The organism is Streptomyces sp. NBC_00028, assembly GCF_045041065.1.
In the GTDB taxonomy this organism is placed as follows: Bacteria; Actinomycetota; Actinomycetes; order Streptomycetales; family Streptomycetaceae; genus Streptomyces.
On sequence record NZ_CP108293.1, the window covers coordinates 4,487,850 to 4,510,816 of the forward strand.

Genomic DNA, 22,967 nt, shown 5'->3' on the forward strand with positions numbered 1-22,967 from the left:
GGGGACGGGGAGCGGGGTCAGTGGATGCGGAGGGACGCCAGGCGCCGGTCCACGTCGTCGGCGGTGGCGTGGCCGTGCGCGAGGACGGTGACGAGGTCGCCGTCGATGCCGAGGAGGGTGGGGAAGCCGGTGACGCCGAGTGCGGCGGAACGGCGGAAGTCGGCCTCGGCCGCGTCCTGCGTTTCGGGCGCCTCGAAGGCGGCGACGACGGCGTCGGCGTCCAGACCCGCGGCCTCGGCGACCTTCCGGTAGGTGGCGGGGTCGGAGAGGCTCAGGCCGTCGACGTAGAAGGCCCGCTGGAGGGCGACGGCGAGGTCGGCGGCCCGGTCGGGGGCGGCCTGGCGCAGGGCGGCGACGCCGCGGGCGGCGGCCTCGGAGTCCATCACGAAGGTGCCGTCGGCGATCAGCCGGTCGTAGGCGGCCCCGAACTCGGCGCCGGTCAGCTCGGCGATCTGGGCGTTGGCGCCCTGGACGTACCCGAACTCACGGATCGGCACCCGGCGCGACCCGGTGAACAGGCCGCCCGAGACGACCTCGACAGGCAGCCCGGGGTGGCGGGAGACGACCTCGCGCAGGGTCCCGGAGAACCCGTGCGACCAACCGCAGTAAGCATCGAAGACGTAGACGAGCTTCATCGAGGACCTCGGCAAAGGGTGTGGGGCGCCCGCCGGAAGCGAGCATTTCACCTGACACAACAGTAACTGATTAGTCAGGTATTTCCCCGGCGAGATGACCGGCGATGTGACAGCCGCCACACCGGAGCGCCGTTAGCCAGTGAACCAGCGCCACCCACCACCCGCAGGTCGACGAAGCCGACCGGCCGATGCCCGGCCTCAGGGCAGCCGAGGCAGCACATCCCGCGCGGAGTGGCTCAGGATGCGCAGATCCTCGGCGAACCGGTCATGGTCCTCGGCCGGCAGCGGCGCCAGGAAGTACCGCCGGATGTTCTCCACGTGCACCCGCGAGGCCCGGACCGCGGTCCGCTCCCCCAGCTCGGTCAGCCGCACCAGCCGCCCCCGCCGGTCGCCCGGGTCCTCGGCGCGCTCGACGAGCCCGGCCGCCTCCATCCGGTCGACCAGCCGGGTGGCGCCGCCGGTCGTCAGCACCTGCTCCTGGGCGACGGCCCGCATGGACAGCCCGGCTCCCTCGGCCCGCCCGAGGATGAGCAGCACCTCGAACATCAGATGGCTGATCCCGCACTCCTCTTCCAGGGCCCGGCCCAGGAGGTACTCCAGCCGGTTGGCCGCCCCCTGGAGCCGCCCGAAGGCCAGCACCAGCGGATTGTCGGCGGCCTCCTTCGCCGTAGAGATCTCAGCCCGCTCGTCCACGTCCCGCCGCCCTTCCCGTTCACCCACGTGCGATCCACAGATCATGCCGTGCGCACGGATCCGCGCGCCGCCCCGCCTTCCTACGCGGGACCGAACACCGACGGCCGCACATCGCCCCCGGCGGGACCGACGTCGCCCTCCTCCCAGGCGGGGTCGTAGGCGCAGGGCACACTCGCACCCCCCATGAAGTACTCACGGTCCGGGAACCAGGTGAAGGACATCCGCTCGTCGCCGTCGTCCCGCCGCACGAACAGGCTCCAGTCCTGCCCGTCCTTACCCTCCCGATACGACGTGACCTCCCAGCCGTCGTCGATCAGCCGCTCGTGCAGCCGCCGCAGCCCGGGCACGGCCTGGCTCGCCGGCACATCGTCCAGGGCCCAGTCGTGGCTCATGGTGTAGGCGCCGTCGACGGTCCTGTCGTCCAGGCCCAGCAGCCCCCCGTCGTAGCAGAAGCCGGAGTCGAAGGTGTTCTCCGTACTGACGCCGACCTTCTCGACGCCCGGCCGCACGGTCCGGGTGAACCCCAGGACGCCGTACGCCTCCTGGGACCGTTCGAAGGCCCGCTCCGCCATCTCCTCGGGCGCGACGCGAGGATGGTCCGCCGCCCCCGCCGAACCCCAGGTGAGCTGGACGAACACCAGGACGAGAACGCCGAGCAGGACCACGAGCACGGCACAGCCACAGCCGAGGGCACCGGCGCCGGTGGGGTGGGTCGGACGGGCGGGGGAATCGTTCGAGGACATACGAGGAAGCCAAGCCGCCTCCGGGGCACGGCGGATGGGCGCGATCACTCACTCAACCCTGGTTCAGCTACTCATCCTCCTCATCCGCCACCACCGTGAAGTGCCGCTCCCCGCCCGGGTTCTCCAGTTCGTCGAGAACGGCGACGGCCAGATCCTCGGCACTGATCCACGACCGCCCACCGGCATCGATGAGCAGCGTGTCGGTACCGCGCCGATAGCGCCCGGTCCGCACACCGGGCTCCAGCAGCCCGGGCGGGCTCAGATAGACCCACTCGGCACCCACGTGCCCCTCACACGCTCGGAGTTGGGCGACGCCTGCCTCGGCCACGGCCCGCAGCTCGGCAGGCACATACGCGGGGTCGTGCGCCACCAGCAGCTCCCCCTCGCCCGGACTGCGCAGCGCCCCGGCACCCCCGACCACAAGAACCCGCACACCGAGCCGAGCACCGACATCCATCACGGCACGGGTCGCCCCCACAAGAAACTCCTCGTCGGCAGGATGACTCCGCACGGCAAGAACAAGGACGTCAGCCCCGCTCCCCACCAGAACCTCGGCAAGGGCAGCCGAGTCACCGACATCGACCGCGGCCCGCGTGAAGCCCTCCCCCTCCTCCCTCTCCGCCTTCCGGGACAACGCGAGCACCCGATGCCCCCGTGCCCCGGCCTCCCCGACAACACGACGGCCGACCATCCCGGTGGCACCGAGCACGGCAATGGTCATGTCGTTCCTCATCAACGACGTCCTCTCCCTCGATATGTGGCCCAAGTCGGGGCGTCCAGCTGCGCCGCGACCATCGCGGTCAGCGCCAGTACGAACCCGAGGGTCTGCGACAGACTCAGCGACTCACCCAGCACGACGACGCCCACCAAGGCGGCGACCAGCGGGGACAACAGCACCAGCGGAGCCGACGCCCCCACCGGCAGCCTGCCGATCCCGCGGGACCACAGCATGTGGGCGATGAGCCCACCCATGCTGCCGAGCCACAGATAACCGGCGACGGCCCCGGCGTCGATCGACTCGGGCACCCCCTCACCGACGACGACAAGCGGCACCAACACCACTCCCCCAACGGAGAGTTGCCAGCTCGCCAAGGTCAGCGGCCCGGCCCCCGGCGGTCGCCCCCACCGCTTCAGCAGCACGATCCCGGCGGCCATGGACGCCGTACCGCCGAGCCCCGCCACCACACCCACCCCGTCCAGCCGCGCCCCCGGCCCGAGCACGACGAGCCCGACCCCGACCACACCGGCCACACCCCAGGCCCAGCGCCACAAGGTCGGCCGGTCATGCAGCACGGCGGCGGCGAGCCCGGCGACCAGCAGGGGCTGGGTGGCGCCGAGGGTGGCGGCGACTCCGCCGGGGAGACGTTCGGCGGCGAGGAACAACAGGGGATACAAGGCACCGATGTTGAGCACGCCGAGCACCGCGGCCTTCCACCACCACGCCCCGCGCGGCAGCACCCGCGTGAGAACGAGCCCGACCAGCCCGGCGGGCAGGGCACGCAGCAGCCCGGAGAACAACGGGTGCCCGGACGGCAGCAGTTCGGTGGTCACGGCGTACGTGGTGCCCCAGGCCGCCGGGGCGAGCGCGGTCAGCGCGACGGTGGCGACCCGCGAGGCCCCCGGCGCCCGTTCGATCAAGACACTCATGCATCGAATATCAACGCGAACAACAATGAATCCAAAGCATGATTGTCATGGCACCCATGCACTACGCCCATGCATCATGCGGGACATGGACCTCCAGCAGATGCGCTACGTCGTGGCCGTCGCCGAAACCCGCAACTTCACCCGCGCCGCAGAGAGCTGCGGCGTCGTCCAGTCCTCGCTCAGCCACCGCATAGCGGGCCTGGAAGGGGAGTTGGGAGTAAAGCTCTTCGCCCGCACCAGCCGCCGCGTAGAACTGACCAGCGCGGGCGAGGCGTTCATCACCGCGGCACGCGAATGCCTGTCCGCAGCCGACCGCGCGGCGGCCGACGCCGCGGCGGCAACCGGGGCGGTACGGGGCCGGCTCGCCGTGGGCGTGATCGTGACGACGGCCGCGGTGGACGTACCGGAGCTGCTCCAGCGTTACCGCACTCACCACCCCCAGGTCCGGATCGCCCTGCGCTCGGGCCGCAGCGACGACCTGGCGGCAGCCGTCCGCCAAGGCGAGCTGGACATAGCCTTCCTGGGCCTGCCGCCGAGCCAACCCCCTGCCGGAGTCGAGGCCCTGGCCCTGGACCACGACGAGCACGCCCTCCTCGTACCGGCCGGCCACCCCTTGGCGGGCACCCCCCAGGTCGCCCTCCACGAGATCGCCGACGAGACCTTCGTGGACTTCGTCTCCGGCACCCCCGCCCGGGCCCAGTCCGACCAGGCGTTCGCCGCGGCCGGTCTGGTCCGAGACGTCGCCTACGAGGCAGGAGTGGTCGAGCTGATCACCCGCCTGGTCGCCCGGGGACTGGGCGTGGCGCTCCTCCCATCGGCCTTCATCGCCCCACTCGCCACGGCCGACCCCGCCCTGGCCCTGGTCCCGGTGTCAGACGGCCCCCGCCGCATCGAATACCTGGTCTGGAGCCGCTTCAACCCGAGCCCGGCGGCAAGGGCGATGCTCAAGGTGCTCGGCGTACCGGACTGACCACCCTCACCTCACCCCGACACTCCGCAGCACAGCCAGCGCCAACGTCCGCGCCACACCCACCACTTCCCCCACCGCAACAGACTCCCGCGCACTGTGCGCGACCTCGATGTCCCCCGGCCCGTACTGCAAGGCAGGCACCCCGGCCCCCGCGTACAACCGCAGATCGCTCCCATAGGTGGCCCCCCGCTCCCGCAACGACCCACCACCCCCCGCATCCCGATACGCCTCCCGCAACACCCCGGGCAGCGGATGCCCCTCCGGCAACCGCCCACTGGCGAACTGTCCCCCAGGCCAGCTCACCCCCACGGGATGCTCCCGCAGCCAAGGATCACGACCGCACACCTCCGCCACCCACCGCTCGAACTCCTGCCGAGCGGCAGCCGGTTCCTCCCCCAGCCGCACCCCCAGCCGCCCCTCCGCCACCAGCACATCGGGCACGCTGCTGGCCCAGTCCCCGGCCCGCACGGTCCCCACCGACAGCGCGTACGGGATCGGATACCCGGCGAGCAACGGATGCGGCTCCCGGTTACGCAGCGCCTCCAGCTCCCCCAAGGCCCGATGCACCCCCATGTACGCATCGATGGCACTGACCCCCTTCTCCCGCGAACTGGCGTGCGCGGCAAGCCCGTTGACGGTCAGCCGAAAGGTGAGCGCCCCCGCGTTGGCGGTGACCAGCGTCTCCGCGGTCGGCTCCCCGATGACGCACACATCACCCCCGTACCCCCGCTGCAAGGTGCCGAAGGCGCCGAGCCCCCCGTCCTCCTCCCCCACGACGAAATGCACACCGACCCGCCCCCGCAGCCGTACCCCAGCCGCCCGCAGAGCCCCCAGCACAGCCAACTGCGCGGCCAGCCCGCCCTTCATGTCACAGGCCCCCCGCCCATGCACAACGTCCCCCACCACCCGAGGCACGAAGGGATCCCCCACCCAGGCCCCCGGATCCCCACCCGGCACCACGTCAACATGCCCCTGCAAGACAAAAAGGGGCCCGTCCCCACCGTCACCCAGGTGCCCGACCAGCCCCCAGGCCTCCTCACGAGGAGCCTCACTGCCGGGAAACTCCGGATGCGCGCGCAACGCGTCCAGATCCATGCGCCACAGATCCACATCAAGCCCGAGAAGCTCCAGCCGCCGCCCCAACAGCTGCTGAATCTCCGCCTCGGCCGCACTCCCGGTGACACTCGGCACGGCGATGAGCTCCATCAACGTACGAGCGACCGTGGCCTCATCGATGGCATCGAGCACGGCAGCTTCATGATCAAGCAACACAGTGAGCCTCCCCGGCAGTTGGATCCACAGGGACGCTACGACGTACAGCCCCAGGACGGGACCGGCACCCCCGCGGAGCCGCAGCGCGCAACGGCGGCAAGGGGTCGTGTCGGGGGGTGTCCGCCCGCAGCGGTTGGCGCGTCAACACGGCCGCCCTTTATAGGTGACCGATTCCGCGCCGTTCCGAGGACGGACACCCCCCGGCGCGGCCCCGACCCCCAACGCACTCGCACCGCACCGCCCCGCACCGCCCCGCACCCGCACCGCACCGCACCCACACCGCACCGCACCCACACCGCACCCGCACCGCCCCCGGCGGCTCAGCCACCCCCCACCGTGAACCCGATGACGACCCCACCCCCGTCCCGCCGAACGGCGAACGGCGCACCCCCATGGGCCAGCGCCACCTCCCGCACGATCGACAGTCCCAGCCCGGACCCCGGCAACGACCGAGCATCCGCAGCCCGATAGAACCGGTCGAACACCCGCACAAGCTCCTCGTCCCCGATCCCGGGCCCCCGGTCCAGCACCTCCACCCGCACCACCCCCGCACGAGCAGGCCCGGCCACCCGGATCTCGACGGGCCCCCGCCCCTCCCGGTCGAACTTCACCGCGTTCTCCACGAGGTTGGACACCGCCCGGGTCAGCATCCCCGGCCGCCCGTCCGTCGACGTGTCCCCACTGGCCCGCACCAGGATCTCCCGCCCGGTACGCCGCCGAGCCACCCCGGCCACGTCCTCCGCGATATCGGCGAGATCGACCCGCTGCGGCGGCTCGGTGTCGGACTGCCCGGCCGCCAGCTCGACCAACTCGTTGACCAGATCGGTGAGTTCCCGAGCCTCCTGCCCAAGGTCGGCGACCAGCTCCTCCCGGGTCTCCGGAGGCAGCTCGTCGATCCGCCGCAGCAGCGAGATATTGGTCCGCAACGAGGTCAACGGCGTCCGCAGCTCATGCCCCGCGTCCTGCACCAGCCGCCGCTGATCCTCCTCCGACTGCGCGAGCCGCCCGAGCATCCGGTCGAAGGCCCGCCCGAGCCGCCCCACCTCGTCATAGCCGGTCACCGGCACCTGAACACCCAACCGCCGCGTACGAGCGACGTCCTCCGCAGCACCCGTGAGAACAACCAGCCGCCGAGTGATCCGCCGAGCAAGCCACCACCCGAACAGCCCGGCACCCACCACCACGGCCGCCATGAGAATGAGCGTCCGCTGCTGGAGCGCCTGGAGCAGATCCTCGGTGTCACTGAACTCCTGGGCGACCTGCACGGCCCCCCGCCCACCCCCGAGCGCCACGGTGGCGACGCGATACACATCGCTGCCGACATTGACGTCCTTGTGCTCGGCGACCTCCCCCGCCGCCGAGGCCCCCGCGACACCCCGATCCGCATCCGTCACAGGCAGCCCAGGACTACCAGGATCGACCACCGACCCATCGGCCCCCAGCACCTGCACATCCGTGCGAGCCGGCCGCACCAGATCGTGCCCGGGCGCCGACGACGAGAAGTCCTCCGGCGCCATCCGGTGCTGCCGCACCTCGTCCCGCAGATCCTGTACGACCTCGTCGAACACGGACTGCTGGTCGACCCGCACCAGCCGGGCCGCCGCGCTGTAGGACAGGATGCCGACGACCACGGTGACGGCGGCGGTGACGGCCGCGAAGGACACGGCGAACGTGGTCGCGAGGGACACCAGCCCGGGCCGCCGCCGACGCAGCAGCCGCGCGAGGCGCCCCACTCAGTCCTCCCGCAGCACGTACCCCACGCCGCGCACGGTGTGGATCAGCTGCGGCGCCCCCGGTTCGTCGAGCTTGCGCCGCAGATAACCGACGTAGACGGCGAGGTTCTTCGACCCGGGTCCGAAGTCGTAGCCCCAGATCCGGTCGTAGATGGTCGAGTGGTCGAGCACGATCCCCGCGTTGCGGACCAGCAGCTCCAGCAGCTCGAACTCGGTACGGGTCAGCTCCAGCTCCCGCCCGTCCCGCCAGGCCCGCCGCGCCTGCGGATCCATCCGGATCCCGGCGGCTTCGAGATACCGCTCGGGTACGACCTTCTGCGCGATGTCGGCGCCCCCCGACCCCGCACCGGCACCAGCCCCCGAACCGGCACCCGTACCGCCGCCCCCGCCACCGCTCCCGGTCCCGCCGCCCCCACCCCCGGTGCGCCGCAACAGCGCCCGCAGCCGGGCGAAGACCTCTTCGACGTCGAACGGCTTCAGCACATAGTCGTCGGCGCCCGCGTCCAGGCCGGCGATCCGGTCCTGGGTCTCCACGAGCGCCGTCAGCATCAGGATCGGTGTCCGGTCGCCCTCGGCCCGCAGCACCCGGCACACCTGGAGCCCGTCGATCCCGGGCATCATCACGTCCAGGACGAGCACGTCGGGCGGGGTGCGGTGCGCCTGCGCGAGCGCCTCGACCCCATCGGCGACCGCGGTGACCCGGTAGCCCTCCAGGGTGAGGGCGCGCTCCAGCGCATGACGGATGGCGCGGTCGTCTTCGGCGAGCAGCACGGTCTGAGGCACGCCTCCATACTGCCAAGGCATCCGCCGGTTCAGCCGGGTGAGCGACCCGACGATCAGCCTTTTTACCCGCCTCTCACCGTCACAGAGGCAACCGCGCCCCGTCCCCCTACCGCCCTCTCACCGCCGCGGCGACAACGCGGCGAGCTGCTCCGCGAAGGGCACGACCTCGAAGCCACCCTCACCACCCCGAGCAGCCGACAACGACGCACCCGCACCCGCAGCACCCGCACCCGAATCCGCACCGGCATCCGCATCGAAATCCGAACCCGAACCCGGACCCGAACCCACCGCCAACCTCCCCGGCAGCCCAGCCACCAGCCCGGCCAGCCCGGTCATCAACCCGGCCAGCTCCCCCGCGGCCCGCTCGATCCGCCCCTCAAGCCCCTCCGCACCCCAGTCCTCGGACGCGGCATAGACGGCGGTCGGCACGACGACGGCCCGCAGATAGGCGAACAGCGGCCGCAGCGCGTGCTCCAGCACCAGCGAGTGCCGCGCACTGCCACCGGTCGCCGCGACGAGCACCGGCTTCCCGACGAGCACGTCCTTGTCTAGGACGTCGAAGAACGACTTGAACAGCCCGCTGTACGAGGCGGAGAACACCGGCGTGACGACGATCAGCCCGTCGGCCCCGGCCACCGCCTCCTGCGCGGCGGCCAGCGCCTTGCCGGGGAACCCGTTGGTGAAGAAGTGCGCGATCTCCACGGCGAGCTCACGCAACTCGACGACCTGGACGTCCACCGGCGTCTGCCGCCCCACGGCCGCGGAGAGCCGGTCGGCGAGCAACCGCGTGGACGAGGGCACACTCAGCCCCGCCGAGACGACGACAAGCTTCATGACACGGTCTCCTTCTTCACGTCATTCTTCGCGGCGGCCACCAGCGAGGCGTGGGTCGGCGCCTCCGGCACATCGTCCGGCCGCCCCTTCGCGAACTCCTCGCGCAGCACCGGAACGACCTGCTCGCCGAGCATGTCGAGCTGCTCCAGGACCGTCTTCAGCGGCAGCCCGGCATGGTCCAGCAGGAACAACTGCCGCTGGTAGTCACCGGCGTACTCGCGGAAGCTCAGCGTCTTCTCGATGACCTGCTGCGGGGAGCCCACGGTCAGCGGCGTCTGGTCGGTGAAGTCCTCCAGCGAGGGTCCGTGCCCGTACACCGGCGCGTTGTCGAAGTACGGCCGGAACTCCCGCACCGCGTCCTGCGACCTGGCCCGCATGAACACCTGTCCGCCGAGTCCGACGATGGCCTGCTCGGGGGTCCCGTGCCCGTAGTGGGCGTAGCGCGAGCGGTACAGCTCGATCATCTTCTTCGTGTGGTCGGCCGGCCAGAAGATGTTGTTGTGGAAGAAGCCGTCGCCGTAGTACGCGGCCTGCTCGGCGATCTCGGGCGACCGGATGGACCCGTGCCACACGAAGGGGGCGACCCCGTCGAGCGGCCGCGGGGTGGAGGTGAACCCCTGGAGGGGCGTACGGAACTTCCCCTCCCAGTCCACGACGTCCTCGCGCCACAGCCGCCGCAGCAGGGCGTAGTTCTCGACGGCGAGGTTGATGCCCTGCCGGATGTCCTGCCCGAACCACGGATACACCGGGCCGGTGTTGCCGCGCCCCATCATCAGGTCGACGCGCCCGTCGGCCAGGTGCTGGAGCATCGCGAAGTCCTCGGCGATCTTCACCGGGTCGTTGGTGGTGATGAGGGTCGTGGAGGTGGAGAGCACGATCCGCTCGGTCTGCGCGGCGATGTAGCCGAGCATGGTGGTCGGCGAGGACGGCACGAACGGCGGGTTGTGGTGCTCGCCGGTCGCGAAGACGTCGAGCCCGACCTCTTCGGCCTTCAGCGCGATGGCGACCATGGCCTTGATGCGCTCGCGCTCGGTCGGCGTCCGCCCTGTCGTGGGGTCCGGCGTGACGTCACCGACGCTGAAGATCCCGAACTGCATGGCCGATCACCCTCCAAGTTGTTGACCGTTCAACTATACCCCTGAACGACCACCCCGCTCCCGGTATTCCACGCGCGGCGAAAGCCGGTTGACACCCGACGAGCCACCCCACATATTTATCTGCGTGACGCAGACACTTCACGACGCAAGCAAATCCGAGGCCGCTCTCCCCGCCCGCGCCCGCTGGGCGATCCTGGCCGTGATCCTCGCCGCCGACATCCTCGACCTCCTCGACGCGACGATCACCAACATCGCCGCCCCGACCATCACGGCCGACCTCGGCGGCGGCCCCGGCCTGGTCCAGTGGCTGGGCGCCGCCTACGCCCTCGCCCTCGGCGTCCTGCTCGTCCCCGGCGGGCGCCTGGGCGACAAGTACGGCCGCCGCAGACTGTTCCTGACCGGCCTCGCCGGTTTCGTCGCCGCCTCACTGGCCTGCGGCCTGGCCCCCACCCCCGCGACCCTGGTCGCCGCCCGCCTCGTCCAGGGCGCCTTCGGAGCCCTCGTCATCCCCCAGGGCTTCGGCATCCTCGGCGCCACCTGGCCCCGCGACCAGATCGGCAAGGCCTTCGCCCTGTTCGGCCCCGCGATGGGCCTCTCCGCCGTCGGCGGCCCGGTCCTCGCCGGCTTCCTGGTCGACGCCGACCTCGCGGGCCTCGGCTGGCGCCCCATGTTCCTGATCAACCTGCTCCTGGGCGGCGCCGCGCTGCTGGCCGCCGCCCGCCTGCTCCCCCGGGACACCGGCGACAGGTCCGTCCGCGTGGACGGCCCCGGCTCCGCCCTCCTCGCGGGCGCGATGCTCGGCCTGCTGGGCGGCCTGATCGACGGCTCGGCCGGAGCCTGGACGGCCCGCCCCCTGCTCCTCCTTCTCCTCGGCGTCGCCGCCTTCGCCGCGTTCTGCCACCGCCAGCGCACCGCGGCCCACCCCCTCATCGAGCCGTCGCTCCTGCGCAACCGGGGCTTCGCGGCGGGCCTCACCCTCGGCGTGGCCGCCTTCGCCGCGACGTCCGGCCTCCTCTACGTCATCTCCCTCTTCCTCCAGCAGGACCTGGGCCGCACCCCCGCGGACACCGCGCTGGGCCTGATCCCCCTGACCCTCGGCATCGTGATCGCCTCGATCGCCTGCCACGGCCTGATCCACACGTACGGCCGCCGCCTGGCGGTAACCGGCCTGCTGATCCTCCTGGCGGGCTGCGTCTGGCTCCTGCTCCAGATCCACCACACCGGCACCCACACCACCACCTGGCAGCTGCTCGCCCCCCTCGTGATCCTCGGCATCGGAATGGGCACCTGCTTCGGCACGATCTACGACCTCACGATCGGCGACATCGCCCCGTCCGAGGCGGGAAGCGCGAGCGGCTCCCTGAACGCGGTCCAGCAACTCGCCAACGCGATGGGCGCGGCGACGGTGACGACGGTGTACTTCCACAGCAGCGGCACGTGGAGCCTGCTGGCGGTGGCAGCGGCACTGACGGCCTGCCTGCCCTTGGCAGCGCTACTGCCGCGCAGCCCTCAAAAGGAAGGCCACCACTGACCCACCCAGGGGCGCGGGGAACTGCGCGACCAGCCCCCACGCACCCGCACACGCCACACAACAGCCCACCCCGAGCCCTTAGGCACCCGGCACCAGCACAACCCGCCCCCGAACCCCACCGCCGGCCAGCAGCGCATGAGCCTTCCCGGCATCCTCCAACGAGAAGGTCTCGGCAACCCGCAGGCTCAACGCCCCGGAATCCACGAGCCCCACCAACTCCGCCAGCCGAGCCCCATCCGCACCGACCTCGACGGCCCCCGCCCGAACCCCCCGCACACCCTCAGGAGCGGCCTGCGGGATAACCCCCACATAGGCGCCACCATCCCGCACCCACTCCAGGGCCGGCGCTCCCAGAACGGCCGCATCCAACACCGCGTCGAACGCCCCCGCCCGCCCCTCCGTGACGAAGTCGTCCGCTCCCAGCGACCGCACCAGCTCCTCGTCCCCCGCCCGAGCCAACCCGGTCACCACAACCCCGGCCCGCGCGGCAAGCTGCACCGCAAACCCCCCGACGGCGCCCGCGGCCCCGGTCACCAGCAGCGAAGACCCCGCCGAAAGCGACAGCAGATCCAGCGCCTGCGCAGCCGTCAGCCCGTTCAACGGCAACGTCGCCGCCTCCACCGCCCCCACCGTCCGAGGCGCCAGCGCCACCGCGTCCGTGGGCACGACGACGTACTCCGCATGAGTACCGAGCGGCTTCACCATCCCGTAGTCGAGGGCGACGACCTCGTCTCCCACGCTCCACGCACTGGCGACACCCACCGCGTCCACGGTCCCGGCCACGTCCCAGCCCAGCCCGATCCGCTTGCCCGCACCCCCGAAAACACCCTGCCGCACCCCCGCGTCGACGGGGTTGACCGTGGCCGCCGCCACCTTGATCCGCACCTCGCGCGCCCCCGGCTCGGGCACCTCGGCCTCCACGACCTCGACGACCTCGGGCCCACCGAACGCGTTCACGACCGCAGCACGCATGACTGCCAACTCCCTTGAGTAAACCGGCTGTCGGCGACCGCCGAAGATCTCGGCGACCGCGCTCCATCTGCCGGCAACCCTAGGAAGAGCTACTATCTCCTGGTAAGTAGTTACCTGAGAGTGCGTATGTCCCCCAGAGGTGAGCCATGGCGACCATGACGGCGGCCCAGCGACGCGAACAGGCCCGCATCGAGTACGACGCGTTCATCAAGGGCTGCCCCACCAACCAGCTCCTGGACCGGCTCAGCGACAAGTGGGTCAGCCTCGTCGTCTCCGCCCTCGCCGGCGGCACCATGCGCTACAGCGACCTCGGCCGGAAGATCGCGGGCGTGAGCCCCAAGATGCTGACGCAGACCCTGCGTTCACTGGAACGCGACGGCATCCTGGCCCGCTCGGTCACCCCGTCCGTCCCGGTCCGCGTCGACTACGAACTCACCCCGCTCGGCCACAGCCTGGCCCTGCTCCTGACGGCCGTGAAGGACTGGGCGGAGACCCACATCGACGAGGTCCACGAGGCCCGCGACCGCTACGACACCCAGGACGAACAGGTCGCCTAGGCCTGTCTCAGACGTCCCCGGCCCGCAACCGTTCGACCTGCCGCGCGCTGAACTCCGTCGTACGCCTCATGTGCTCGATGAGCAGCGCCAGTTGGTCGTCACCGAGGTCGTCGAAGAGCGCCACCCAGCCGCCCCCCAGCCTGTCCCACACGCGCCCGAACTCCGCGACCTTCTCCGGCACGGTCGTCACGAGCACCCGCCGCCGGTCGGCCGCGTCCCGCTGCCGCACGACATAACCCGCCCGCTCCAGCCGGTCCACGAGCCGGGTCGCCGACCCGGTCGTCAGCCCCGTCAGCTCGGCGACCCGGCCGGTCGTCACCGGAGCGCCCTCCAGCGTCAGCAGGTTCAGACACTGGAGATCGGTGGGGTGCAGGCCGACATGGTCGGCGACGGCCTGGTTGAAGAGGGCGTACGAGGCCATGTAGCGCCGGGAGACCACGGACAGCTCGTCCAGCATCCGCTCACGTGACGTACCGCCACCCATGCCCGCCACCCTTCGTCTGCGTCGTGCAGAAATCGTACGACGCACACACTCGCCCGCCGAAGAAGGCCCGGCGTCGGTCAGAAGTAGTACGTGTCCCCCGTGTCCAGCACCAGCACCCGCTGCCGGTCGTTGGCCCGGTTCCGGTCCACCACCCCGCCGCTCCACACCGTGTCGATGTCCACCAGCACCTCCGACGGCTCCCCGCGCAACCGCAGCCGCAGCTCGATCTGCTCCCCCAGCCCGTCCGCGTCCAGCGCCCCCACCCGGCACAGCACCACCCGCGCACCCGAGCGCGCGCACCCGTCCGGCAGCTGCTGCCGGTTGGCCAGCGGCTCCGACCAGCGCAGCCGTACGGTCGCGTCCGGGACCGCCGACGGCCCGTGGTTGCGCGGCGTGAACCGCACATCGACCTGGCCGGAGGCCATGGCGGCGGCCCCGTGATAGGCGAGGTCGGCCTCGGGGGCGGGGTCGAACCACCCGCCACCGGACCCGTCGGACCCGTCGCCCGCGACCGCGGCCGGAGCCGCACCGCCGACCGCCAGCACAGCCGCGACGCACACACCAAGAACCCGCATACCGCCCACTCCTCAGAGGAGACTCCACCGTGGTCGTACGGATGTATCCCACGCGGAGCGCCGGGCAGGCGCCGTCCATCAGGTGAAGCCGCTGTGCCACCCTTCCGGCATGCACGTCCTGCGCTCCGCCGCCCTCTTCGTCGTCGCCGCCCTCTTCGAGATCGGCGGTGCCTGGCTGGTGTGGCAGGGCGTACGGGAGCACCGCGGCCTGCTCTGGATCGGCGGCGGCGTCCTCGCCCTCGGCGCCTACGGTTTCGTCGCCACCCTCCAGCCGGACGCGCACTTCGGCCGGATCCTGGCCGCGTACGGCGGGGTCTTCGTCGCCGGTTCGATCCTGTGGGGCATGGCCGCGGACGGCTACCGCCCCGACCGCTGGGACATCGCGGGCGCACTGATCTGCCTCGCGGGCATGGCGGTCATCATGTACGCCCCGCGAGGACAGTGACCCCTGCCCCGCGTCAAGGCGTCTCGTCGGGCAGCAGCCCCAGCTGGCCCAGGAACTCCATCTCGTCGAAGTAGAGCCGGTACTCCGTGATCCGGCCGTCCTTCACGGTGGCGAGGTCCACCCCGCGGATGCTGACCTCCTTGCCGGTGGCGGGCAGGGTGCCGCCGTCGGGCAGATACAGCGGGCCGGTGTTGTGGCCGCGGTAGACGCCCTCGTCGATGGCGGTGTCGCCGACCTCGTAGGAGTGCAGCGGCTCGAACCTGCCGTCCGGGACCGACTCCGTCATCTGCCGCCAGTACTCCACGATGTGGTCGCGCCCGTGGATCTCGCCCTCGTCGGGGGTGTAGGCGACGGCGTCCTCCGCGTACAGCTCGCCGAGGACCTTCAGGTCCGGGTGCGCGGTCACCGCGTCGGTGAGCCGGTCCATGACCTCACGCGCTTCTCCCATGATCCACCTCCGTCTTCCAGGGGATCACCCCCCTCATTTTCTCACCGGCCCGCGATACGGACCGCCCGGAAGGGAGCACGGGAGCCCGCCTATCCTGGGGAAGGTCACCGAAGGCCGTCGAAGGCCGACCGGAGGCCACCCGAAAGCCCCCTGATCGCCGACCCGAGGAGCTCCCGCCCATGCCCAGCGCAGCGTCCCGCATCGCCGTCGTCACCGGTGCGAGCAGCGGAATCGGCGCCGCCACGGCCCGCGGGCTGGCCGCCGCCGGCTACCGCGTCGTCCTCACCGCCCGCCGCAAGGACCGGATCGAGGCGCTGGCGGAGGAGATCAACGCGGCCGGCCACCAGGCCACCGCCTACCAGCTGGACGTCACCGACCGCGCCGCGGTCGACGAGTTCGCCAGTGCCTTCAGGACGATCGGCGTCCTGGTCAACAACGCCGGCGGCGCGCTCGGCGCCGACCCCGTCGCGACCGGCGACCCGGCCGACTGGCGCACGATGTACGAGACGAACGTCATCGGCACCCTCAACCTCACCCAGGCCCTGCTCCCCAAGCTGATCGCGAGCGGCGACGGCACGGTCGTCGTCGTCTCCTCGACCGCGGGCCACGGCACCTACGAGGGCGGCGGCGGTTACGTGGCCGCCAAGCACGGCAGCCACGTCCTCGCCGAGACCCTCCGTCTGGAGATCGTCGGGCAGCCGGTCCGGGTGATCGAGATCGCGCCCGGCATGGTGAAGACGGACGAGTTCGCCCTCACCCGCTTCGGCGGCGACGAGGAGAAGGCGGCGAAGGTCTACCAGGGCGTCGCCGAGCCCCTCACGGCCGACGACGTGGCCGACACGATCACCTGGGCCGTCACCCGCCCCGCCCATGTCAACGTCGACCTCCTGGTCCTGCGCCCGCGCGCCCAGGCGTCGAACACGAAGGTGCACAGGGAACTGTGATGACCGGGGCCGACGATTCCGAGGCGGAACAGCGCCGCCTGGCACTGGAGAAGAAGCGCGAACGCATCGTCTGGTACTACCTCGGTTACTTCCTCTTCGGCATCCACATCGTGGCGTTCGTGATGATCTACGCGGTCACGCACGCGAAATAGGGCAGCGCGAGAGCGAAACCGCACCATAGGGTCACCGCCTGTGGACAGACACGTGCCTTTCGACGCCCTGCACAACTTCCGCGACCTGGGCGGATACCGGACGGCAGACGGCCGCCGCATCCGCCCGGGCGTGCTGTACCGCTCCGATTCCCTGGGCAAGTTGACGCCCGGTACCCCCGACTGGTCCCGCTTCCTGTCCCTCGGCATCCGCACGGTCATCGACCTGCGCTACCCGTGGGAGATCGAACGCCAGGGCCGCATCCCGGCGGCCGACTCCCACGACCACGCCTACGACTACATCAACCTCAGCATCGAGCACCGCCCGTACAACCAGGCGGCGTTGCCCCCGGAGGTGGACCCCGGCCCCTACCTGGCCGAGCGCTACCTCCAGGTGGCGGAGGACGGCAGGAAGGAGATCCGCGAGGCCCTGGAACGCATCGCGGAAGCCGCCTCCCCCGCCACCCCCCTCGTCTTCCACTGCGCCTCCGGCAAGGACCGCACCGGCGAACTGGCGGCGCTGGTCCTGACGTTGCTGGGCGTCGACGAACGCACGATCATCGAGGACTTCACCCTCACCGAACTGGCGGCCCCGGCCCTCCTGGCCGACTGGCAGGCCCGCAACAACGGCCAGTCCCCCACCTGGCTGGGCTTCGGCAGAGCCCCGGCCTCGGTGATGCGCGGCTTCCTCGGGCTGTTGAAGGAGCGATACGGCTCGGTGGAGGGATACGTGACCCAGGCGCTCGGCATGGACACGGAGTCCCTCTCGGCGAAGCTGGCGGCGAACCTCCTGGAACCGGCCCCCACCACACACCCACCCCTGACCTACCGCCGGGCCGAACCGCAGGACGCCGAACTCCTCGTCCGCCTCCGCGACTCGGTGGCCCTGTGGATGCTCGCCCGGAACATCGACCAGTGGAAACCCTCCGAGAAGGACGCGACCCACTTCCGCACCCGCATGACCGAGGGCGAGGTCTGGCTGGCGTACGCCGACGGCCACCTGGCCGGCGCGTACGAACTCTGGTGGTCGGACGAGGCGGCGTGGGGCCCCCGCCCCACGGACGCGGGTTACATCCACCGCCTGATGACGACCCCACACCTGGCCCCGCCCAACACAGGCGGCGCCCTCCTGACCCACGCGGAGTCCCGCATCACGTCCACGGGCCGCCCGTACGCCCGCCTGGACTGCCTGTCCACCAACCCCCGCCTGCGCACGTACTACGAGACGGCGGGCTACACGGTCGTAGGCGAACAGCCCGCGAAGGACGGCGGCCTGGGCAGCCCGTACGCGGTGACGCTGCTGGAGAAGCGGCTGCGATAAGACAGGTAGGCCCCGGCCGGAGCCGGGGCCTACTCGTCGTCAGCCCTTCACGCAGACGACCTGCTTCAGCTTCGCGACGACCTCCACGAGGTCCCTCTGCTGATCGATGACCTGCTCGATCGGCTTGTAGGCGCCCGGGATCTCGTCCACGACACCGGAGTCCTTACGGCACTCCACGCCCCGCGTCTGCTCCTCCAGGTCCTTCGTCGAGAAGCGCCGCTTGGCCGCGTTACGGCTCATGCGCCGACCGGCGCCGTGCGAGGCCGAGTTGAAGGCCTTCTCGTTGCCGAGACCCTTCACGATGTACGAACCCGTACCCATCGAGCCCGGGATGATCCCGTACTCGCCGGAGCCGGCCCGGATCGCGCCCTTGCGGGTGACGAGCAGGTCCATGCCCTCGTAGCGCTCGCGGCTCACATAGTTGTGATGGCAACTGATCTCAGGCTCGAAGGTCGGCCTGGCCTTCTTGAACTCCTTGCGGATCACGTCCTTGAGGAGCGCCATCATGATCGTGCGGTTGTACTTGGCGTACTCCTGAGCCCAGTAGAGGTCGTTCTGGTACGCCGCCATCTGCGGGGTGTCCGCCACGAAGACGGCGAGGTCGCGGTCGATCAGGCCCTGGTTGTGCGGGAGCTTCTGGGCGATGCCGATGTGGTGCTCGGCCAGTTCCTTGCCGATGTTGCGGGAACCGGAATGCAGCATGAGCCACACCGAACCGGACACATCTATGCATACTTCGCAGAAGTGATTACCCGACCCGAGCGTCCCCATCTGCTTCGCAGCCCGCTCCTCCCGGAACTTCACCGCCTCCGCGACCCCGTCGAACCGCCCCCAGAAGTCGTCCCACCCACTGGTGGCCAGCCCATGGAACCGACCCGGCTCCACGGGACTGTCATGCATCCCCCGCCCCACCGGAATGGCCTGCTCGATCTTCGACCGCAGCCGTGACAGATCCCCCGGCAGGTCATTGGCCGTCAGGGACGTCTTCACCGCCGACATCCCGCACCCGATGTCCACCCCCACCGCGGCCGGGCACACCGCCCCCTGCATCGCGATGACGGACCCGACCGTCGCACCCTTCCCGTAGTGGACGTCCGGCATGACCGCCAGGCCCTTGATCCAGGGCAGGGTCGCGACATTCCGCAGCTGCTGGAGCGCGCCCTCCTCCACCGACGCCGGGTCGGCCCACATACGGATGGGAACCTTCGCGCCCGGCATTTCCACGTACGACATATCGTCCTCATTCCCCCGGAACCCAGTACAAAGTCTCAAATCGCAAAACCGGCGCCAAGGTCAAGGAAAGGGACAACGGACCGGCGTCCACGGCTGTGCGTGCGATACACATGGTGCGCAGGGGGCACCCCCGCCCGGCAAACGAATAACCAGCAGCCATCAGCGCAGCTACCAGCAGCATCGAGAGGAGCCGACCGTGCAGCGGAAGGCGTACGTACCCGGCGTCGCGGCCCTCCTCGTGGCGCTGTTCGCCGCCGGCTGCACCAGCGGTTCGGACACCGGCGGCACGGACGACAACTCCAACCCGGGCAACGCCGGCACCGCCTCCGCCGTGGCCGAGCCCGGCCGGTACCGCACGCTTCCCGAGCCCTGCGGCGCGGTCGCCCAGGACACCCTCGACATCCTCCTCCCCGGCATCCAGCAGCTCACGAACGAGGACCAGCAGGCGAAGGCGTACGAGGGCACCCCGACGACCACCTTCGACACGGACCGCAAGGTCGGCTGCCAGTGGAAGGTGGAGTCGACCGACGCCACCGACCATCTCCTCGTCGACCTGGAGCGTGTCGTGTCGTACGACAACTCCGTCAGCGACGACAGCCAGGCGCAGGCGCTGTTCGCGGAGCAGCAGACGGCGGCGCATCTCCCGGAGCCGTCCGAGTCGGCGACGTCGGACGTGAGTTCCTCGGCGACGCCGGGCGACGACGCCTCCGCCTCCCCTTCCTCGTCCTCCTCTTCCCCCACCTCCTCTTCCTCCTCCTCCGCCTCGGACGGGTCCGCGCTCGCCGATCTCCAGCCCCGCGTTCTCGACGACCTGGGCGACGAGGCGTTCCTGAACGACGTGGTGAGCAGTTCGGGTTCGACGGCCCAGCAGCGCACGGTGACTGTGGTGTTCCGCACGTCCAACGTCATCGTGACGGTCGAGTACGAGGAGCAGCCGACGACGGTCGGGACCGCGCCGGACAGCAAGGAAATGCAGGACAGGGCAAGGAATCTGGCCTCCGAGCTGGCGGACGCGCTGGCGGGCTGAAGCCTCTCGGTGACGTTCCGCGATGCCGGTGAACCGAACCGCACAGCTGTCTCACCGCGTACCGTGGCCCCTCGGACCCGATCCGACCGCAGGAGCACGAGCAGCGTCATGAGTGAAGGAACCATGCAGCGAGCAGCAGCACAGAGCGACCAGCGTGACCCGCGAAGGAAGCGCGCCCACCGGGTGCTTCTCGGCGCAGCCGCCGTCCCCCTGATGCTGGTGGCCACGGCCTGCTCCTCGGACTCCGGCTCGTCGTCGGACGACAACGCCGCCGCCAGCGGCAGCAGCGGCTCCGAGACCTCCGCGTCGGTCAGCGCCTCGCCGACCGTGCAGGCGGCGGCGTACAAGTCGCTTCCGGACGCGTGCGACACCCTGTCGAAGGGCACGCTCGGCGACCTGGTCCCGAAGGCGTCCAAGTCCGGCAAGCAGGGCAAGTCTGACGATATCGCCACGCGGGGCAGCTGCTCCTGGTCGAGCCTCGACAACAACGGCGTCAAGGGCTCCCAGTTCCGCTGGCTGAACGTCTCCCTCCTCCGCTTCGACTCCGACGCCACGCGCGGCGAGGGCGACAAGCTGGCGCAGGAGTACTTCGACAAGCAGGTCCAGGACGCCCAGGCGGTGGACGGCGCGAAGAACGCGAAGGCGGAGCCGGTGACGGGCACGGGCGACCAGGCCACGCTGGTCCGTTACGACCTGAAGAAGAAGGAAGGCGCCTTCAAGCAGCAGACGCTGGTTACACGCGTCGAGAACGTCGTCGTCACCCTCGACTACAACGGGGCGGGCCTGGCCGGTGAGAAGACGCCGAGCGCCGACTCCCTCGCGAAGCTGGTGAAGTCGGCCGCGAAGGAGGCGGTGGCGTCGGTGACGAAGGCGAACACGGCCGGCGGCGGCAACGGCGGCGGCAAGACCAGCCCCTCCCCGTCGGCTTCGAAGTCCGCCTCGAAGTCGGCGTCCAAGTCCGCCTCTCCCTCCGCATCTCCGTCCAAGTCGGCCGCGAAGAAGAGCTGACAAAGCGCTCAGGCGGGGCTGACGACCCCTACCGGCCACCCGTGCGCCGCACACATGTGCCACTCTGTTGCGCGCAACAACACGCAAGGGGAGGGGAGTACGGGTGGCCGCGCCTATGCAGCTGACTCGGATGCACCGCATTCTCATCGGCGTGGTCGTGTTCGGCGCTGTGATCATCGCCGGCATCGGCTTCGCTGGTTCGTACGCCGCAGTCCGTGAACTCGCCATCAAAAAGGGCTTCGGGAACTTCAGTTACGTCTTCCCGATCGGCATCGACGCGGGCATCTGCGTCCTGCTGGCCCTGGATCTGCTCCTGACCTGGATCCGCATCCCGTTCCCGCTGCTCCGCCAGACGGCGTGGCTCCTGACGGCCGCCACGATCGCCTTCAACGGCGCGGCTGCCTGGCCGGACCCGCTGGGCGTGGGCATGCACGCGGTGATCCCGGTCCTCTTCGTGGTCGCGGTCGAGGCGGCCCGCCACGCGATCGGCCGTATCGCCGACATCACGGCGGACAAGCACATGGAGGGCGTCCGCCTCACGCGCTGGCTGCTCTCCCCGATCCCCACGTTCCTCCTGTGGCGCCGTATGAAGCTGTGGGAGCTGCGCTCCTACGAGCAGGTCATCAAGCTGGAGCAGGACCGCCTCGTCTACCAGGCCCGCCTCCACTCCCGCTTCGGCCGCGCCTGGCGTCGCAAGGCCCCGGTGGAGTCCCTGATGCCGCTGCGCCTGGCCCGCTACGGCGTCCCGCTGGCGGAAACGGCCCCGGCGGGCCTGGCGGCGGCGGGCATCGAACCGGTACTGCTCCCCCCTGCACCCCAGACAGACACCGCTGGGGCGGCACAGGTGGGCGCAGCGGTACCCCGCGGCGGGCAGCGCCTGGAACTGGACAGCACCCCCCAGCCACCGCAACCCGCCCCCGAACCGGCTCTCGAACCGGCTCCGGACGAGAGCCCCTGGTTCAACGTCCCCCAGCAGATCGAGTACCAGGGCGGCTACGACCCCACCTATGACCCCGCCTACGACCCGCAGCAGCAGTACGAGCAGTGGTACGAGGAACAGCTCCAGGCCGAGCAGTACCAGCAACAGCAGCAGCCGGTCTACGACGAGCCGTCCCCGGAGGAGACCGGCAGCTTCCCCATCCCGGTGACTCCCCAGCGCACCCGTGAACTCGGCGAGGGCGGCGGCAGTCCGGAGCCGGACGAGGAGTCGTACTACCAGGTCTTCAAGAAGTCGATAGGCGGCACCGGCTACCCGACCCCGCGTGAGTTCAGCGAGAACGTCGAGGCCGAGTTCAGCCTCACGCTCCCGCCGGACGAGGCCAAGCGCATGGTCAACCGCTTCACGAACCGCTACAACGCGGAGCTGGAAGAGGACCACATCGCCTGACGGCGCCGCACGGCATGTGCGGCCACCTCGCCGCCCCGCCGAACGAGGTACCTCCTTGCTGACGTCCCTGCGCAAGCACCACGGCCTCTGTTGCTCGGCGGCGCCCTGCGCTGGGCGGCATGGCAGCGGCGGCGGCCGCGGGAGGACCGACCCCCGAGCCCGGTCGGCATCCCGGTCGAGGGCCGCTGGCCGGCCCTCAACGGCCCCACCACTACCCGGCGTTCGGCGCCCCGGTCCTGGCCCCCGGCGACGGCGTGGTCGTGGCCACCGGTGACAGCCGCCGCGACCATCTCACCCGCACGTCCGTCCCCGGATACGCCCACCTCAGGCGCGGTTCGCTCCGCGTGGCCGTCGGCGACCGGGTCACCGTCGGCGAACAGCTCGCGAAGTGCGGCAACTCATGACCGGCCCCGACTCCCCACTTCACCGCAGCATGAACAAATGAGCGGGGCCCCGTGCGCACACGGGGCCCCTCCTTG

Annotated in this window: 26 protein-coding genes; 11 read left to right on the plus strand and 15 right to left on the minus strand. The window is 70.8% G+C overall.

Features of this window, described 5'->3' with window-relative positions:
- Window positions 1-17: 17 nt before the first annotated feature.
- The 5 genes from OG885_RS19975 to OG885_RS19995 all read right to left on the minus strand — a co-directional run bounded on the left by OG885_RS19975 (window position 18) and on the right by OG885_RS19995 (window position 3,718).
- The gene (locus OG885_RS19975; protein ID WP_405733371.1) at window positions 18-635 is read right to left on the minus strand and encodes a DsbA family protein; all 618 of its coding nucleotides are present in this window, start codon (window positions 633-635) and stop codon (window positions 18-20) included.
- 198 nt (window positions 636-833) lie between these two features.
- On the minus strand, window positions 834-1,328 hold the full coding sequence (locus OG885_RS19980; protein WP_399950082.1) for a MarR family winged helix-turn-helix transcriptional regulator: 495 nt from the start codon (window positions 1,326-1,328) through the stop codon (window positions 834-836).
- 80 nt (window positions 1,329-1,408) lie between these two features.
- On the minus strand, window positions 1,409-2,071 hold the full coding sequence (locus OG885_RS19985; protein WP_405733374.1) for a hypothetical protein: 663 nt from the start codon (window positions 2,069-2,071) through the stop codon (window positions 1,409-1,411).
- Between the two features lie 67 nt (window positions 2,072-2,138).
- Entirely contained in the window at window positions 2,139-2,792 is a 654-nt protein-coding gene (locus OG885_RS19990; protein ID WP_405733377.1) for an NAD(P)-dependent oxidoreductase, read from the minus strand.
- 11 nt (window positions 2,793-2,803) lie between these two features.
- A complete protein-coding gene (locus tag OG885_RS19995; RefSeq protein ID WP_405733380.1) occupies window positions 2,804-3,718 on the minus strand; it encodes an EamA family transporter in 915 nt (304 codons plus the stop codon).
- A gap of 85 nt (window positions 3,719-3,803) precedes the next feature.
- Between OG885_RS19995 and OG885_RS20000 the strand changes: the two genes are divergently transcribed.
- Entirely contained in the window at window positions 3,804-4,688 is an 885-nt protein-coding gene (locus tag OG885_RS20000) for a LysR family transcriptional regulator (protein ID WP_405733383.1), read from the plus strand.
- A 6-nt stretch (window positions 4,689-4,694) separates the two neighbouring features.
- Here the strand turns inward: OG885_RS20000 and OG885_RS20005 are convergent, their stop codons facing one another.
- The 5 genes from OG885_RS20005 to OG885_RS20025 all read right to left on the minus strand — a co-directional run bounded on the left by OG885_RS20005 (window position 4,695) and on the right by OG885_RS20025 (window position 10,407).
- Entirely contained in the window at window positions 4,695-5,894 is a 1,200-nt protein-coding gene (locus OG885_RS20005) for an ArgE/DapE family deacylase (protein ID WP_405742797.1), read from the minus strand.
- Between the two features lie 386 nt (window positions 5,895-6,280).
- Window positions 6,281-7,693, minus strand: coding sequence for an ATP-binding protein (locus tag OG885_RS20010; RefSeq protein ID WP_405733386.1), 1,413 nt, complete (start codon window positions 7,691-7,693; stop codon window positions 6,281-6,283).
- Window positions 7,694-8,476, minus strand: a complete 783-nt coding sequence (locus tag OG885_RS20015) for a response regulator transcription factor (protein WP_405733389.1) — start codon at window positions 8,474-8,476, stop codon at window positions 7,694-7,696.
- A gap of 117 nt (window positions 8,477-8,593) precedes the next feature.
- A complete protein-coding gene (locus tag OG885_RS20020) occupies window positions 8,594-9,310 on the minus strand; it encodes a CE1759 family FMN reductase (protein ID WP_405733392.1) in 717 nt (238 codons plus the stop codon).
- Window positions 9,307-10,407 (minus strand): LLM class flavin-dependent oxidoreductase, encoded by a 1,101-nt coding sequence (locus tag OG885_RS20025; protein WP_405733395.1) that lies wholly within the window; start codon window positions 10,405-10,407, stop codon window positions 9,307-9,309. The genes OG885_RS20020 and OG885_RS20025 overlap by 4 nt, the downstream gene beginning before the upstream one ends.
- A gap of 124 nt (window positions 10,408-10,531) precedes the next feature.
- Here OG885_RS20025 and OG885_RS20030 point away from each other — a divergent pair, with 124 nt between their 5' ends.
- Complete coding sequence (locus OG885_RS20030) at window positions 10,532-11,938, plus strand: MFS transporter (RefSeq protein ID WP_405733398.1); 1,407 nt, start codon at window positions 10,532-10,534, stop codon at window positions 11,936-11,938.
- A gap of 78 nt (window positions 11,939-12,016) precedes the next feature.
- On the opposite strand, the gene OG885_RS20035 is transcribed toward OG885_RS20030, so the two are convergent.
- Window positions 12,017-12,910, minus strand: coding sequence for an NADP-dependent oxidoreductase (locus OG885_RS20035; protein ID WP_405733400.1), 894 nt, complete (start codon window positions 12,908-12,910; stop codon window positions 12,017-12,019).
- Between the two features lie 146 nt (window positions 12,911-13,056).
- Between OG885_RS20035 and OG885_RS20040 the strand changes: the two genes are divergently transcribed.
- Window positions 13,057-13,467 carry a winged helix-turn-helix transcriptional regulator gene (locus tag OG885_RS20040; RefSeq protein ID WP_405733403.1) on the plus strand — a complete coding sequence of 137 codons (411 nt, stop codon included), beginning with the start codon at window positions 13,057-13,059 and terminating at the stop codon, window positions 13,465-13,467.
- Window positions 13,468-13,474: 7 nt separating this feature from the next.
- On the opposite strand, the gene OG885_RS20045 is transcribed toward OG885_RS20040, so the two are convergent.
- Together OG885_RS20045 and OG885_RS20050 are read right to left on the minus strand one after the other, a co-directional pair.
- Window positions 13,475-13,951 carry a MarR family winged helix-turn-helix transcriptional regulator gene (locus OG885_RS20045; protein ID WP_399949935.1) on the minus strand — a complete coding sequence of 159 codons (477 nt, stop codon included), beginning with the start codon at window positions 13,949-13,951 and terminating at the stop codon, window positions 13,475-13,477.
- A gap of 77 nt (window positions 13,952-14,028) precedes the next feature.
- On the minus strand, window positions 14,029-14,526 hold the full coding sequence (locus OG885_RS20050) for a hypothetical protein (RefSeq protein ID WP_405733407.1): 498 nt from the start codon (window positions 14,524-14,526) through the stop codon (window positions 14,029-14,031).
- A gap of 109 nt (window positions 14,527-14,635) precedes the next feature.
- Here OG885_RS20050 and OG885_RS20055 point away from each other — a divergent pair, with 109 nt between their 5' ends.
- Window positions 14,636-14,971, plus strand: a complete 336-nt coding sequence (locus OG885_RS20055) for a YnfA family protein (RefSeq protein WP_405733410.1) — start codon at window positions 14,636-14,638, stop codon at window positions 14,969-14,971.
- Window positions 14,972-14,984: 13 nt separating this feature from the next.
- Here the strand turns inward: OG885_RS20055 and OG885_RS20060 are convergent, their stop codons facing one another.
- Window positions 14,985-15,419, minus strand: a complete 435-nt coding sequence (locus tag OG885_RS20060) for an ester cyclase (protein ID WP_405733413.1) — start codon at window positions 15,417-15,419, stop codon at window positions 14,985-14,987.
- Between the two features lie 179 nt (window positions 15,420-15,598).
- Between OG885_RS20060 and OG885_RS20065 the strand changes: the two genes are divergently transcribed.
- From OG885_RS20065 to OG885_RS20075, 3 genes are read left to right on the plus strand one after another with little or no spacing between them, the layout of a single operon-like run.
- Window positions 15,599-16,363, plus strand: a complete 765-nt coding sequence (locus OG885_RS20065; RefSeq protein ID WP_405733416.1) for an SDR family NAD(P)-dependent oxidoreductase — start codon at window positions 15,599-15,601, stop codon at window positions 16,361-16,363.
- On the plus strand, window positions 16,363-16,515 hold the full coding sequence (locus OG885_RS20070) for a hypothetical protein (protein ID WP_405733419.1): 153 nt from the start codon (window positions 16,363-16,365) through the stop codon (window positions 16,513-16,515). Before OG885_RS20065 ends, OG885_RS20070 begins: the two co-directional genes overlap by 1 nt.
- Before the next feature lie 40 nt (window positions 16,516-16,555).
- The gene (locus OG885_RS20075; protein ID WP_405733422.1) at window positions 16,556-17,833 is read left to right on the plus strand and encodes a tyrosine-protein phosphatase; all 1,278 of its coding nucleotides are present in this window, start codon (window positions 16,556-16,558) and stop codon (window positions 17,831-17,833) included.
- Window positions 17,834-17,872: 39 nt separating this feature from the next.
- Here the strand turns inward: OG885_RS20075 and OG885_RS20080 are convergent, their stop codons facing one another.
- Entirely contained in the window at window positions 17,873-19,066 is a 1,194-nt protein-coding gene (locus OG885_RS20080; RefSeq protein ID WP_405733424.1) for an RtcB family protein, read from the minus strand.
- A 196-nt stretch (window positions 19,067-19,262) separates the two neighbouring features.
- Here OG885_RS20080 and OG885_RS20085 point away from each other — a divergent pair, with 196 nt between their 5' ends.
- The 4 genes from OG885_RS20085 (at window position 19,263) to OG885_RS20100 (ending at window position 22,892) form a co-directional block, all read left to right on the plus strand.
- Window positions 19,263-20,093 (plus strand): DUF3558 domain-containing protein, encoded by an 831-nt coding sequence (locus OG885_RS20085; RefSeq protein WP_405733427.1) that lies wholly within the window; start codon window positions 19,263-19,265, stop codon window positions 20,091-20,093.
- A gap of 108 nt (window positions 20,094-20,201) precedes the next feature.
- The gene (locus OG885_RS20090) at window positions 20,202-21,101 is read left to right on the plus strand and encodes a DUF3558 domain-containing protein (protein WP_405733430.1); all 900 of its coding nucleotides are present in this window, start codon (window positions 20,202-20,204) and stop codon (window positions 21,099-21,101) included.
- Window positions 21,102-21,231: 130 nt separating this feature from the next.
- Window positions 21,232-22,488: a DUF2637 domain-containing protein gene (locus OG885_RS20095; protein WP_405733433.1), complete on the plus strand. Its 1,257-nt coding sequence runs from the start codon at window positions 21,232-21,234 to the stop codon at window positions 22,486-22,488.
- A 119-nt stretch (window positions 22,489-22,607) separates the two neighbouring features.
- Window positions 22,608-22,892 (plus strand): M23 family metallopeptidase, encoded by a 285-nt coding sequence (locus tag OG885_RS20100; RefSeq protein ID WP_405733436.1) that lies wholly within the window; start codon window positions 22,608-22,610, stop codon window positions 22,890-22,892.
- Window positions 22,893-22,967: the final 75 nt, after the last annotated feature.